Below are 13,480 nucleotides of genomic sequence, written 5' to 3'. Positions count from 1 at the left end.
AAATGCTCGACAACTCTATAATGAGGCCGTCATTCTAAAGCCTAAACCGCAAAGCATATTCCATTTATGAGCAACTGGACAGAATATCTGGCGTCGCACGGCGCCCGTTTCCATATCGACGAAGCGAGCCAGGTCGAGGATTTCGGCCGCACGCTCACCACTGCCGACCTTTCGGCCGGATTCGTCGCACCCGTCACCGATCTTGGCCTGATCGCCGTCGCCGGCGAGGACGCGGCCTCCTTCCTGCACAAGCAGCTCACCAACGACGTCGAGCACCTGGGCACGGGTGAAGCGCGCCTCGCCGGCTTCTGCACCCCGAAGGGCCGGCTGCAGGCCACCTTCCTGATCTGGCGCGATAGCGAAGGCACGGTCTGGCTGCAGCTGCCGCGCGCGCTGCAGGCGCCCCTGCAAAAGCGCCTGTCGATGTTCGTGCTGCGTGCCGGGCCAAGCTGCGCGACGCCACCGACGAGGCGCCAGTCACCGCGGTGCTCGGTGTCGGCGGCGCGGCCGGCGAAGCGGCCCTGCGCGCGGCCGGGCTGGCCTTGCCGGGCGCGACGCTGGGCATGACAAGCGGCGCGGACGGCACCCTGGTCCGCCTGCACGACGCCTTTGGCGCGCCGCGCTACCTCTGGCTGACGTCAAGCGAGCGGGCGATCGCCGCCCTGCCGGGCCTGGGGGCGAACCTGGCACTGGGCGGGAATGCCGCCTGGCAGCTGGCGGCCATCCACGCCGGCGTGCCGCAGATCCTCCCTGCCACCCAGGAACAGTTCGTGCCGCAAATGGTCAACCTGGAGTTGCTGGGCGGCGTGAATTTCAAAAAGGCTGCTATCCGGGCCAGGAAATCGTCGCGCGTAGCCAGTATCTGGGCAAGCTCAAGCGCCGCACCGCGCTGGCAAGCATCGAGAACGCCGCTGCCCGCGCCGGCGACGAGGTGTTTTCGACAAACGACCCGGACCAGCCCTGCGGCATGGTCGTGAACGCCGCGCCGAATGGCCTGGGCGGGGCCGACGCCCTGGTCGAGGTCAAGCTGGGCGCGCTCGAGGAAGACGTGCGCCTGGGTTCGGCCGCCGGCGCGGTGCTGCGGTTCGCGCCGCTGCCGTATTCCCTCGACGCGCTCGATCTCTGATGATCGATCTTTACGTGTACTACAAGGTGCGCGACGAGGATGCCGCGCGTCTGGCGCCGCTGGTGCGCGCTTTCCAGGCGGCCGCCGCGGCGGACGTCGCCGGCAGGCAGCTCATGCGCCGTCCTGGCAGCAAGGATGGCCTCCAGACCTGGATGGAAGTCTATCCCGGCGTGCTCCAATCCTTCGCCGCCCGCCTGGAAGCGGCCGCCGTGGCCGACGGGTTCGGCGGCCTGATCGCCGGTCCGCGCCGCGCCGAAGTCTTCATGGAGCTGACCACATGTGCCTGATCGTTTTTGCCTGGCGGGTCATCCCCGGCGTGCCCGTGGTCGCCTGCGCCAACCGCGACGAATTCTATGACCGTCCCAGCGCGCCCGCCGCACCCGGCTTGATCAGCCGAACGTCATCGCCGGGCGCGACCTCGAGCACGGCGGCAGCTGGATGGGCATCACGCGCGAGGGGCCGAACGGCCCCGTTTCGCCGCCCTGACCAATATCCGCGCGCCCGGCGAAGGCCGGGCGAATGCGCCGTCGCGGGGAGAACTGGTGGCGGACTTCCTGAAGGGTTCGCTGTCGGCAGCCGACTACCTGGATCTGGTGGCCGCGCGCGGCGATGTCTACAATGGCTACAACCTGGTGCTGGGCGACGCCAGCGCCCTGTACTGGTATTCGAACCGCGCCGGGGGCGACGAGCGCAACGGCAAGCCTCTGGAACCGGGCCGCATCTATGGTGTCTCGAACGGGCTGCTGGACGCGCCCTGGCCAAAGGTGACCCGCACCAAGGCCCAGTTCGCCAGCCTGCTGTGCCAGGGCGCGCCGGACGACGCCTATTTCGAGATGCTGGCCGACACTACCCGCGCGCCCGATACGCGTTTGCCGGAAACCGGTGTGCCAATTGACCTCGAGCGGGTGCTGTCGGCCGTGTGCATCGAGACGCCCGGGTACGGCACGCGCACGTCGACGGTGGTGAAGCTGTATGAGCATGCGCCGCCGGAGTTGCAGGAGCGGACGGTGCAGCCCTGAGGTTGTGCTGGCCGTGGCTCTTCGTAGGGTGGGCTCTCGAGCCCACGCTGTAGAGCGCATGATGGTCGAAACGGCCTTTGGAAGTCCAGTGTGGAGCTCGCCCCAGGCGAGATCGAGCGCAGCGGCTCGCTACCGGGTGACCGCGTGGGCTCGAGAGCCCACCCTACGAAAGCGACCGTTCTAGCGCGTGGGCACGGGGTGCCCACGCTACGGTTTGCGTTCCATCGAACGGTTTGAGCGAGATCAAACCTGCCCCGCACCACAGCGCCACCATCGCGACTCGATCACCGCACGGAGGCTCCCATGCGCTTCTCCCGACTTTTGCTCGCCGCCGGACTTGCCGGCGCCCTGCTCGGCTGCGAGACCCCGAACCGCGGCAGCTCGACCGATGAGCTGCCCCGCAACGATCCGACGGCGGCCAGCACCGGCCTGGTCGACGGCAAGTAGCGGTCTTACAGCCGCGAGCGCAGCATCTCGCGGATGTGCGGCGTCGCCGCGTACGGATCCGGCGGGTTCTTGCCGTGCAGGATAGCGTCCATCTGCTCGGCCACGCCGCCCAGCGCATGCGGGTGCGAGAAGATGTAGAACTGCTTGTTGCGGATCGCGTCGAATGTGATGCGTGCGACGTCCGCCGCCGACACCTTGCCGGACTCTACCGCCTTGTGGGTCAGCACCTGGGCCGCCATCTGGCTCGGGGTCGGGCCGCCGTCGGGTTTCAGTTCGTCAGGACGGTTGCGGTGCGACTGGCTGATGCCGGTCGGAACGAAGTAAGGGCACAGTACCGAGGTGCCGATCGGCGCATCGACCAGCTGCAGGTCGTGGTACAGGGTTTCCGAGAGCGACACCACGGCGTGCTTGGAGACGTTGTAGACGCCCATCGCCGGGGCATTGAGCAGCCCCGCCATCGAGGCGGTGTTCACGATATGTCCTTGGTAGGCCGGGTCGCGCCTGGCGCAGTCGAGCATCGCGCGGGTGAACACGCGCACGCCGTGGATCACGCCCCAGAGGTTCACGCCCAGCACCCATTCCCAGTCGGCCTCGCTGTTTTCCCAGATCAGGCCGCCCGAACCGACGCCGGCATTGTTGAATACCAGGTGGATGGCGTGAAAGCGCGCCATCGCCGCGTCCGCCAATTCCTGCACATGCGCACCCTTGCTGACGTCGCAGACCATGGCCAGCACTTCGCAGCCCTTGGCCAGCATGTCGTCGGTGGTGCGCTCGAGCGCGTCGGCCTGCACGTCGGCCAGCACCAGCTTCATGCCCAGGCCGGCCGCGATGTCGGCGAATTCGCGCCCCAGGCCACTGGCCGCGCCGGTGATGACGGCCACCTTGCCGCTGAAATCCTTCATGCGCTTCTCCCCTTCAGACCGCGGACACGCCGCCGTCGACGGCCAGGATCTGGCCAGTGATGTGCTTGCCGGCGTCCGAGGCGAACAGCACGACGGCACCCTTCAGGTCCTCGTCGTCGCCCAGGCGCGCGAGCGGCGCATCCTTGGCCAGGTTCTCGGCGCCGATCGTCGCCAGCACGCCCTTGGTCATTTTAGACGGAAAGAAGCCCGGCGCGATGGAATTGACGGTGATGCCGTGGCGGCCCCATTCGCCAGCCAGTGCGCGCGTGAAATTGACCAGCGCACCCTTCGAAGTGTTGTAGGCGATGGTGCTCATGGTGCCGGGCGGGTTGCCGGCCAGGCCCGCGATCGAGGAAATGTTGACGATGCGCCCATAGCGGCGCGGAATCATCGACAGCTTGCCGACGGCCTGCGACACCAGGAAAATGCTGCGCACGTTCAGGTTCATGACCTTGTCCCAGGCTTCCAGCGGATGGTCCTCGGCCGGGGCGCCCCAGCTGGCGCCGGCATTGTTGACCAGGATGTCGATCTGCCCGAGGCGGCGCAGCGCTTCCTCGACGAAAGGCTGCACGTTCGCCTCGATCGACAGGTCGACGGCGATGCTGCTGGCCTCGATGCCCCGCGCCGCCAGGTGGGCGACCGCCGCGTCGAGTTCTTCCTGCTTGCGCGAGGAAATGACGAGGCGCGCGCCCTGTTCGCCGAGCGCCTCGGCCATCTGCAGCCCGAGGCCGCGCGAGCCGCCCGTCACGAGTGCGGTCTTGCCCTGCAATGAAAAGAGTTCCTGGGTCGTACGCATGCTGTCTCCGTTGTTATTGATGGGTGGTTGGCGTGGGTTCAGACTTCGTAGTCCATGCACTGGCGCCCTTCGCGGATGGCGCCGATGAAGGGCACCAGTGCCTTGTGCGTCGGGTGGCTGGCGTAGGCGGCGAGCGCTTCGCGGCTGTCGAACTCCGAATACAGGATGAGGTCGCAGGTCGCCTCCAGGCCGGGCTGGGCCAGGGTGACCTCGAAAGTGCGGATGCCGGGGACGATGTCGGCACACTCGTCGAGGCGGCGCTTCATCTCGCGGGCATTGCTCAGGCGGTCGGCGCCCTCGGCGTGTTCCTTCAACTTCCACATCACGATGTGCTTGATCATATGGTTCTCGAATGACAGGGATGGCTGTGAGTGCGTTTGCGAATCACAGCACTTCGAACAGCCCGGCCGCGCCCTGGCCGCCGCCGATGCACATCGTCACCACGACATACCTGACGCCGCGGCGCTTGCCCTCGATGAGCGCGTGGCCCACCAGGGCGCGCGCCGGACACGCCATACGGATGGCCGACGGCAATCGCGCCGCCGTTCACGTTCAGGCGTTCCATCGGGATGCCGAGCCGGTCGGCGCAGTACAGCACCTGCACGGCAAAGGCTTCGTTCAGTTCCCACAGGCCGATGTCGTCGACCGTGAGGCCGGCCTTCCGCAGCAGTTTCGGCACCGCAAATACCGGGCCGATGCCCATCTCGTCGGGCTCGCAGCCGGCCACGGCAAAGCCGCGGAACACGCCCAGCGGGGCCAGGTTCTTCGCCTGCGCCATGCGCGCGCTCATCACGACCGCCACCGAGGCGCCGTCCGAGAACTGGCTGGCGTTACCGGCCGTGATCACGCCGCCCGGCAGCGCGCTGCGGATCTTCGCCACGCCCCCTCCAGGGTCGTATCGGCGCGGATGCCCTCGTCGGCGGCAATCGTCACTTCGCGCGTCAGCAGGCGCCCCGACGCCTTGTCGGCCACGCCCATGACGGTCGTCATCGGCACGATCTCGGCGTCGAAGCGGCCGGCTTCGCGGGCAGCAAACGCGCGCTGCTGGCTCGCGGCGCCGTAGGCATCCTGGCGATCGCGGCCGATGCCGTAGCGCTTGGCCACCATTTCGGCCGTCTGCAGCATCGACCAGTAGATTTCCGGCTTGTGCGCGCGCAGCCAGGGGTCGCGCAGCATGTGGGTGTTCATTTCCTGCTGCACGCAGGAGATCGACTCGACGCCGCCGGCGGCGAAAATCTCGCCTTCGCCGGCCAGCACGCGCTGGGCCGCGGTCGCAATGGTCTGCAGCCCCGACGAACAGAAACGGTTGACGGTCATGCCAGGGACGGTGACGGGGCAGCCGGCGCGCAGCGCGATCTGGCGCGCGATGTTCGCACCGGTGGCGCCTTCCGGATTGGCGCAGCCGATGACGACATCCTCGACCTCGCCCGGCTCGATGCCGGCACGGCTAATGGCGGCCGCGAGCACATGACCGCCGAGCGTGGCGCCATGGGTCATGTTGAAGGCACCCTTCCACGACTTGGCCAGGCCCGTACGGGCGGTGGATACGATGACGGCATCCTGCATGGTGTCTCCCCCTTTTTCATTGGTATCGATCGAGAATAGCACAAGATAAGAACGGTCGTTCGCAAAACCTGGCGCTTGCGCCCGCTCATATGCGTCCGGGATTTTCCGGTGGAGGACGCTGTCGAAACCTGTAGCGTGAAAGACGGCGTGCGCGCGCAACCCGTCGTGGCAAGGGTCAGTAAGTTTCGGGTAAGTTTGGAGCAAGCATGACGTAAGTTTAACGGTCCACACTGCGTCCGAGCCAACTACTCGCCCTGCATGGGCGTGGAGCGGCTATCCGACGACATAAACTAGACTATACGGAGACACACACATGGCTATCACACCCGGCATGGCCGCGGGGGGCAAGGCGGCGCCTGCCTCCTCGGGAATGACGAAAGAGGAACGCAAGGTCATCTTCGCCTCTTCCCTCGGCACCGTTTTCGAATGGTACGACTTCTACCTCTACGGTTCGCTCGCCGCCATCATCGGCAAGCAGTTCTTCCTCGGCGACCCCACGACCTCCTTCATCTTCGCCCTGCTCACCTTTGCCGCCGGCTTCATCGTGCGCCCCTTCGGCGCGCTCGTGTTCGGCCGCCTCGGCGACATGATCGGCCGCAAGTACACCTTCCTGGTCACCATCCTCATCATGGGCGGCTCGACCTTCATCGTCGGCCTGCTGCCGGGCCATGCCTCGATCGGCATCGCGGCGCCGATCATCCTCGTCACCCTGCGCATCCTCCAGGGCCTGGCGCTGGGCGGCGAATACGGCGGCGCAGCCACCTATGTGGCCGAGCACGCTCCCGAGGGCAAGCGCGGCGCCTTCACCGCCTGGATCCAGACCACCGCCACCATGGGCCTGTTCCTGTCGCTGCTCGTCATCCTGGGCACCCGCACCGCCGTCGGCGAAGAAGCCTTCACGGCCTGGGGCTGGCGCATTCCCTTCCTGCTGTCGGTGATCCTGCTGGGCGTCTCCGTCTGGATCCGGATGTCGATGGCCGAGTCGCCCGCGTTCGCCAAGATGAAAGCCGAGGGCAAGACCTCGAAGGCGCCGCTGTCGGAAGCCTTCCTCAACTGGAAGAACGCGAAAATCGTCATCCTGGCCCTGTTCGGCCTGACGATGGGCCAGGCCGTGGTCTGGTACACGGGCCAGTTCTATGCCCTGTTCTTCCTCGAGAAGATCCTGAAGATCGACGGCCCTACCGCCAACATCCTGATCGCCATCGCGCTGGCCTTGGCCACGCCCTTCTTCCTGATCTTCGGCTCGCTGTCCGACAGAATCGGCCGCAAGTGGATCATCCTCGGCGGCTGCGTGATCGCCGCCGCGACCTACTTCCCGATCTTCAAGGCGATCACCCACTACGGCAACCCGGCGCTCGAGGCCGCCATCAACAACTCGCCTGTCGTCGTCGTCGCCGACCCGGCCACCTGCAATTTCCAGGTCGACCCGACCGGCACCAAGAAGTTTCCCTCGTCCTGCGACATCGCCACCCGCATGCTGACCACCGCCTCGGTGAACTACACCACCGTGGACGCCCCGGCCGGATCGGTAGCCCAGGTGAAGGTGGGCGACAAGGTGATCAGCTCGTTCAACGCGACCATGACGCCTGACGGCCTGGACTTCGTCGCCGCCGACAAGGCACGCCAGACTGCCCTCAACAAGGAAGTCGTCGGCGCCCTGAAGACGGCCGGCTACCCGGAAAAAGCCGACCCGGCGCGCATCAACAAGCCAATGGTGGTACTGCTGCTGTTCATCCTGGTGCTGTATGTGACCATGGTCTATGGTCCGGTCGCCGCGATGCTGGTCGAGATGTTCCCGACCCGCATCCGCTACAGCTCGATGTCCCTGCCCTACCACATCGGTAACGGCTGGTTCGGCGGCCTGCTGCCGACGATTTCCTTCGCGCTGGTGGCGGCAAACGGCAACATCTACTATGGCCTGTGGTACCCGATCATCATCGCGCTGATTACGGTGGTCATCGGTGGACTGTTCGTCCGCGAAACGAAAGACAACAACATCTACGCCGCCGACTGAGACGGCCTGCCCCACCCCGGAGGCGCTGCTGCGCGGCGTTCTCCGTCCGCATGACGATGCCGCCCGAGAGGGCGGCATGTTCTTTTGCAGGCCATGCGTACCGGACGCTGGAAGCAAAGCGGGTCGCTGTTGAACAGGGCAGCGGCGCGGACGGACCTCACCAGGCGCCGTCCAGGCGCCGTCCCGGCACGGCCCAGGCGCCGGGCGCCGGGCGCCAGCGGCAAGACGATGGTGAACGCGCTTCCCCGGCCGGGGCCGCCCATGGCCGCGCGCACGGAGCCGCCATGCGCCTCGACGAGCTGGCGCGTGATCCACATGCCCACGCCGAGCCGGCCCGGCGCATCCGCGGCACGCTCGCTGCCGCGCACGAACAGCGCGAACAGCTGCGCCAGCGTCCCGGCCGACATCCCGGGGCCGTCGTCGTCGACGTGCACCAGCGCGTGGCCATCTTCGCGCGCCACGCGCACGCGGATGGTGCCCGCCGGCGGCGTGTACTTGACCGCATTTGCCGGGATGTTGCCGATGGCCTGGGCCAGGCGGGTCAGGCTGTCCGCACCGACATCGTCGAGGGTCAGCGTGGCCTTGCCGATCACGAAAGGCCGGGACGGGTCGTGGGCGATGCGGCAGCAGACCGCGCCGAGGTATTCCTCCAGCATGGCCGTGGCGGCGCGTTCCACGTCCACCGCCTCGTGTGCCACGCCCGGGCGTCGGCGAATGCATCGAGGAGGGCCAGGCGCTTCTCGACGAGGCGGCGCTCGGTAACATCGTAGGACACCACGAGCGCCGCATGCACCGTGCCGTCGCTGGCGGCGATCGGGATGCCCTGCGAGGCGAATGCGCGGCCGTTGACGCCATGCTCGCGCTCCAGGGGCATGCCCGCGAGGAGGCTGCGGTAGTCAGGTTCGTAGTGCGCGACCAGCTCCGGCGGCAGCGCTTCGTGCAGCAGCCGGCCCTCGAAGTCGGCCGGCTCGTGGCCAGCTTCGCGCAGGCTGGCGCCGCGCGCGAGCAGGTAGCGCAGGTCGCGGTCGACCGCGAACAGCGCGCCATGCGGCAACTGTTCGGCAATCGCCCGGTAGAGTGCCAGCCCGCCATCGGTGCCGGCGCCCTCCGCCGCGAACGGCCCGGCGTACTGGGCGCCGAACTGGGAGGCAAAGCGCGCGTCCAGCCGAGCCGGCAGATGGGCCGGCAGCAGGGCTCCGGGCATCGACGGCGCAGTGATCTGGGGTCGCTCTGACATGGTGACTGATCTGGCATGGCCGCCGGCGGCGAGCCAAGGCGCCTGCGCCTGGCCTAGGGGAGCGAGGCAGGCGGCTCGCTGACCAGGTAGGCGCAGCGGCGCGCGCCCTCGAGCTGGTGCTCGATGCGCACGACGCTCACGCCGGTGCCGAGAACGCGGCGGAATACTTCCAGCTCCGAGCGGCAGAATTGCTGGCAGGCCCGCGCCGCCGTGCAAATCGGACAATGGTTCTCGAGCAGGAGCACACTGCCGTCGATGCGCGGCTCGGTCTCGGACCATATAGCCTTCCAGCGAGCGTGCCGCGGCCAGGGCCGCCACCTTGTCGTCGAGCGTCGCATGGGGGCCGATGCGTTCGCGGTAGGCGCGCTCGCTGCTTTCCTCGCGCGCGGCAATCAGTTTTTCCAGGCCCGATTCGCCGAACAGCGTGCGCACGCCGGCAATCAGGTCCAGCGTGAGCTCCGCGTGCCGGTCGGGGAAGCGCGCATTGCCGGCTTCCGTCAGCAGCCAGCGCCGCACCGGCCGCCCGACCTTGCCCGGACTGTCCTGGTAGCTCACCAGGCCCGCGTCGACGGCCGCTTCCAGCTGGCGCCGTACGCCCATCGCGGTCAGGCCCAGCAGGCTGGCCAGGACCTGCGCCGTCTGCGGCCCGCGGGTCTTGAGCAACATCAGCACCTGGTCATGGGTATTCATCGTCTCTCCTCAGCGGCGGCGGATGCCGCATTGGCGGGCGCCGTGACCGCCTGGCCGCTCCAGCGCCGCAGCGCCAGCGCCGCCGTGATTGCCAGCAAGCCGCCGACGACCAGCACGATGCGCGTGTCGATCACCGAGAGCGCCCCGCCCGCGAGCGCCATCACGATATTGGCCAGGCAAAAGGTGGTCGAGAGCAAGCCCATGACTGCGCCCTGCCCGTAGGCGGCAAACTGGTCGGCTGCCCAGCCCCGGATGGTGGCGTTGTAGTAGGCATGCGGCAGGCCGAACAGCACGATCGCGACCAGGCCGATTCCCAGGCTGCCGAAACCGACCGCCAGGATCGCCAGCGCCGCCAGCGCGGCCTGGGCGGCGGCTCTACGGCGCGGCTCGTGGCGGCTGGCCCGGCCGGCAAACAGCGCGGCGCAGGTCATCAGTGCGCACATGCCCATGTTCACGAAAGCGATGTCGCGGGTGCCGTAGCGGCCCACGTCCACCAGCCACAGCGGGAAGAATTCGTAGAAGGCGGCAACCCCGCAGGCATACGCGAAATGCACGCCGAACAGCATGCGCAGCGGGGCCTGGCGCAAGAGCGTGAGCGCGTGGCGTTCGCGTGCATGCGCCCACCAGCTGCCGCCCCCGCCCCGCACGGGCTCGCGTTCGAGTGCCCGGGCCGCCAGCGCCGCACCCAGCACCAGCGCACCGGCGGCGATGTAGAACGGCAGCGTGATGCCGGCATCCACCGTCAGGCCCGCCAGCAGTGGCCCGACCAGCCAGCCCCAGGTTGAAGGCGCCGTTCAGCCAGGACAGCGCATGGTTGCGCAAGGGCCCCTCGATGCGCTCGGCGAGCATCGCCCGCATGATCGCGCCGTTCCCTTCGAGCAAACCCGTGACGAAGCGCGCCGCCGGGGAACAGCGGATAGGACTCGAGTGCCAGCGCCGCCGCGGTCAGGGCGTGGCCGATTGCGCCGCCAATGGCCGTTGCCAGCAGCACCCGGCGGCGCCCGAGGCGGTCCGACACCGGCCCCAGCACGGCGCTGCCGAGCAGCAGTCCCAGCGGATTGACCATCAGGGCCAGGCCCAGCAGCAGTTCCGGCGGCAGGCCGAGAAAGCCCGTCAAGCCGTTCGCGCCCCCGGCACCGAACAGGGGCGCGAGAATCGGATACGGCAGCGAAGCACCGACGGTCGACAACAAGGCGAGCAGGCAGGCACTGGCGATCAGCAAGGCGTGTTTCATGGCGAGTCCGAAGGAAGCACTACCAGCATCCTAAAAGCGGCTCGACAATAAGTAAACCAAAATGTTTATTTATTCCACACGCCCCGGCGGACAGCCTTGAAACCCCTTCCTTCAGCCTGAGCCACGAAAAAAAACGCCGCTGAAACCAGCGGCGTCGTGTCGTCTTGCAAGGCTATCCTGGCGGGGCGACGGACAGCGGGCGACCTGGCGGGCGGAGCCCGGCACCACCGACAGGCCTTCCCGTGCGGCGAGCGAGGCCCCGCACCATCCCCCGGCCGCTACTTCAGCCGTTGAAACCCTTGCCCTCGCCCGCCAGGCGCTCCAGCAGCGGCGCCGCTTGCCAGGCGTCGCCATGGCGGCCGCGCGCGAAGCCGCGGATGCGCTCGAGCACGTTCGCCAGTCCCACCGTGTCCGCATACAGCATCGGGCCGCCGCGGTGCAGCGGGAAGCCGTAGCCGGTCAGGTAGACCATGTCGATGTCGGACGCGCGCAGGGCGATGCCCTCTTCCAGGATGCGCGCGCCCTCGTTCACCAGCGCGTACACCAGGCGCTCGACGATCTCCTGTTCCGGCACGGTACGGCGCTCCACACCGGTAGCGGCCAGGTTCTGCGCGATCAGTTCGTGCACGCTCGGTGCCGGGTAGGCGGTGCGGTCGCCCGGCTTGTAGTCGTACCAGCCGGCGCCCGTCTTCTGGCCGAAGCGGCCCTGTTCGCACAGCAGGTCCGGCACTTTCGAGTATTCGATCTCCGGCGACTCGACATAGCGGCGCTTGCGGATGTACCAGCCGATGTCGTTGCCGGCCAGGTCGCTCATGCGGAACGGGCCCATCGCAAAGCCGAAGCTTTCGATCGCCTTGTCGACCTGCTCGGGCAGCACGCCCTCTTCCAGCAGGAAGAAGGCCTGGCGCAGGTATTGTTCCAGCATGCGGTTGCCGATGAAGCCGTCGCACACGCCCGAGACCACGCCGGTCTTCTTGATCTTTTTCGACAGCGCCAGCGCGGTGGCCAGCACGTCCTTGCCGGTTTCCTTGCCGCGCACGATCTCGAGCAGCTTCATCACGTTCGCCGGGCTGAAGAAGTGCAGGCCGATGACGTCCTGCGGGCGCTGCGTGAAGGCGGCGATCTTGTCCAGGTCCAGCGTCGAGGTGTTCGAGGCCAGGATCGCGCCCGGCTTCATCACCGCGTCCAGCTGGCGGAACACGGTTTCCTTCACGCTGATGTCCTCGAACACGGCCTCGATGACGATGTCCGCCTGCGCGATCTCCTCATAGGACAGCGTGCCTTTGATCAGTCCGATACGCTGGCCGGCCTTTTCGGGGCTCAGCTTGCCCTTCTTGACCGTGTTTTCGTAGTTCTTCTGGATCGTCGCCAGGCCCTTGTCGAGCGCTTCCTGCTTCGTTTCCAGGATGGTGACAGGAATGCCGGCGTTGGCGAAGTTCATCGCGATGCCGCCGCCCATGGTGCCGGCGCCGATCACTGCCGCCGAAGCGATGCTGCGCGTCGGCGTGTCGGCCGGCACGTCCGGTACCTTGCTGGCGGCGCGCTCGGCAAAGAAGGCGTGGCGCAGGGCTTTCGATTCGGTCGTCTGGGCCAGCGCCAGGAAGCGCTCGCGTTCGAACTTCAGGCCATCCTCGAACTTCTCGGTGACGGCGGCGGCCACGCATTCGACGCAGGCCAGCGGCGCCGGGAAAGCGCCGGCAGCGGCTTTCACGGTGTTGCGCGAGAATTGCAGGAAGGCCTCGTGGTTCGGGTAGTCGATTTTGCGCTCGCGCACTTTGGGGAGCGGACGGGCGTCGGCGATGCCTTCGGCGAAGGAGACGCTCGATGCCACCAGGTCGGCGCCGGCGTCGAACACCTTGTCGAACAGCGCAGTCTGCGCCAGCTGCTCGGACAGCACCGGGTTGCCCGAGACGATCATGTTCAGGCCCTGCTCCAGCCCGACCACGCGCGGCAGGCGCTGGGTACCGCCGGCGCCCGGCACCAGCCCAATTTTGACTTCCGGCAGGCCGATCTGCGCGCCCGGCAGCGCGACGCGGTAGTGGCAGCCGAGCGAGAGTTCCAGGCCGCCGCCCATGCAGACGCCGTGGATGGCGGCCACCACCGGTTTGCTGCAATTCTCGGCGGTGGCGATCAGGGTGTGCAGGGTCGGCTCGGTCAGTGCCTTGGGCGAATTGAATTCGCGGATGTCCGCGCCGCCCGAAAACACCTTGCCGGCGCCCGTGATGACGATGGCTTTCACGGCCTCGTCGCTCTCGGCGCGGCGCAGGGCCTCGACCGCCGCCGTACGGGTCACGAGACCCAGGCCGTTGACCGGCGGATTGTTCAGGGTGACGACGGCAACGCTGCCATGCACGACGTAGTCTGCGCTCATGTCTCTTCCTTGTAGTAGTTGGGTTGGCTCTTTCAACTATAACCGAAAAAAGTACGATCGTCTTATTTCCTTCACCCG

11 protein-coding genes and 3 pseudogenes are annotated in these 13,480 nt (G+C 67.5%); 5 read left to right on the top strand and 9 right to left on the bottom strand.

The window, feature by feature from the left end:
- Positions 1 to 66: 66 nt before the first annotated feature.
- From G4G28_RS12140 to G4G28_RS12125, 4 genes and pseudogenes are all read left to right on the top strand, one after another.
- A pseudogene (locus G4G28_RS12140) lies at positions 67 to 1,126 on the top strand (folate-binding protein YgfZ).
- A complete protein-coding gene (locus G4G28_RS12135; protein ID WP_183108416.1) occupies positions 1,126 to 1,413 on the top strand; it encodes a DUF4936 family protein in 288 nt (95 codons plus the stop codon). The pseudogene G4G28_RS12140 and the gene G4G28_RS12135 overlap by 1 nt, the downstream one beginning before the upstream one ends.
- Positions 1,404 to 2,145 (top strand): annotated as a pseudogene (locus tag G4G28_RS12130) (NRDE family protein). The gene G4G28_RS12135 and the pseudogene G4G28_RS12130 overlap by 10 nt, the downstream one beginning before the upstream one ends.
- A 303-nt stretch (positions 2,146 to 2,448) precedes the next feature.
- On the top strand, positions 2,449 to 2,592 hold the full coding sequence (locus G4G28_RS12125; protein ID WP_183108415.1) for a hypothetical protein: 144 nt from the start codon (positions 2,449 to 2,451) through the stop codon (positions 2,590 to 2,592).
- A 5-nt stretch (positions 2,593 to 2,597) separates the two neighbouring features.
- Here the strand turns inward: G4G28_RS12125 and G4G28_RS12120 are convergent, their stop codons facing one another.
- The 4 genes and pseudogenes from G4G28_RS12120 to G4G28_RS12105 form a co-directional block, all read right to left on the bottom strand.
- Positions 2,598 to 3,494: an SDR family oxidoreductase gene (locus tag G4G28_RS12120; protein ID WP_182988450.1), complete on the bottom strand. Its 897-nt coding sequence runs from the start codon at positions 3,492 to 3,494 to the stop codon at positions 2,598 to 2,600.
- 13 nt (positions 3,495 to 3,507) lie between these two features.
- Entirely contained in the window at positions 3,508 to 4,290 is a 783-nt protein-coding gene (locus tag G4G28_RS12115; protein WP_182988449.1) for an SDR family oxidoreductase, read from the bottom strand.
- A 38-nt stretch (positions 4,291 to 4,328) separates the two neighbouring features.
- On the bottom strand, positions 4,329 to 4,631 hold the full coding sequence (locus G4G28_RS12110) for a Dabb family protein (RefSeq protein ID WP_182988448.1): 303 nt from the start codon (positions 4,629 to 4,631) through the stop codon (positions 4,329 to 4,331).
- Positions 4,632 to 4,674: 43 nt separating this feature from the next.
- Positions 4,675 to 5,856: pseudogene (locus tag G4G28_RS12105) on the bottom strand (acetyl-CoA C-acyltransferase).
- Between the two features lie 313 nt (positions 5,857 to 6,169).
- Here G4G28_RS12105 and G4G28_RS12100 point away from each other — a divergent pair.
- Positions 6,170 to 7,870, top strand: coding sequence for an MFS transporter (locus G4G28_RS12100; protein WP_229425033.1), 1,701 nt, complete (start codon positions 6,170 to 6,172; stop codon positions 7,868 to 7,870).
- Here G4G28_RS12100 and G4G28_RS12095 read toward each other — a convergent pair.
- The 5 genes from G4G28_RS12095 to G4G28_RS12075 all read right to left on the bottom strand — a co-directional run bounded on the left by G4G28_RS12095 (position 7,855) and on the right by G4G28_RS12075 (position 13,402).
- Positions 7,855 to 8,547, bottom strand: coding sequence for a sensor histidine kinase KdpD (locus tag G4G28_RS12095; protein ID WP_183108414.1), 693 nt, complete (start codon positions 8,545 to 8,547; stop codon positions 7,855 to 7,857). The two genes, G4G28_RS12100 and G4G28_RS12095, sit on opposite strands and share 16 nt — an antisense overlap.
- Positions 8,460 to 9,797, bottom strand: coding sequence for a PAS domain-containing protein (locus G4G28_RS28295; RefSeq protein ID WP_308602357.1), 1,338 nt, complete (start codon positions 9,795 to 9,797; stop codon positions 8,460 to 8,462). Before G4G28_RS28295 ends, G4G28_RS12095 begins: the two co-directional genes overlap by 88 nt.
- Positions 9,794 to 10,537, bottom strand: a complete 744-nt coding sequence (locus tag G4G28_RS28290; protein ID WP_308602353.1) for an MFS transporter — start codon at positions 10,535 to 10,537, stop codon at positions 9,794 to 9,796. Before G4G28_RS28290 ends, G4G28_RS28295 begins: the two co-directional genes overlap by 4 nt.
- Positions 10,538 to 10,539: 2 nt before the next feature.
- Positions 10,540 to 11,031 (bottom strand): hypothetical protein, encoded by a 492-nt coding sequence (locus tag G4G28_RS28285; protein WP_308602351.1) that lies wholly within the window; start codon positions 11,029 to 11,031, stop codon positions 10,540 to 10,542.
- 283 nt (positions 11,032 to 11,314) lie between these two features.
- On the bottom strand, positions 11,315 to 13,402 hold the full coding sequence (locus G4G28_RS12075; protein WP_183108412.1) for a 3-hydroxyacyl-CoA dehydrogenase NAD-binding domain-containing protein: 2,088 nt from the start codon (positions 13,400 to 13,402) through the stop codon (positions 11,315 to 11,317).
- Positions 13,403 to 13,480 lie beyond the last annotated feature (78 nt).

It is taken from the genome of Massilia sp. Dwa41.01b, from assembly GCF_014171775.1.
Taxonomy (GTDB): domain Bacteria; phylum Pseudomonadota; class Gammaproteobacteria; order Burkholderiales; family Burkholderiaceae_D; genus Telluria.
This window is presented reverse-complemented; position numbering and strand designations above follow the sequence as displayed.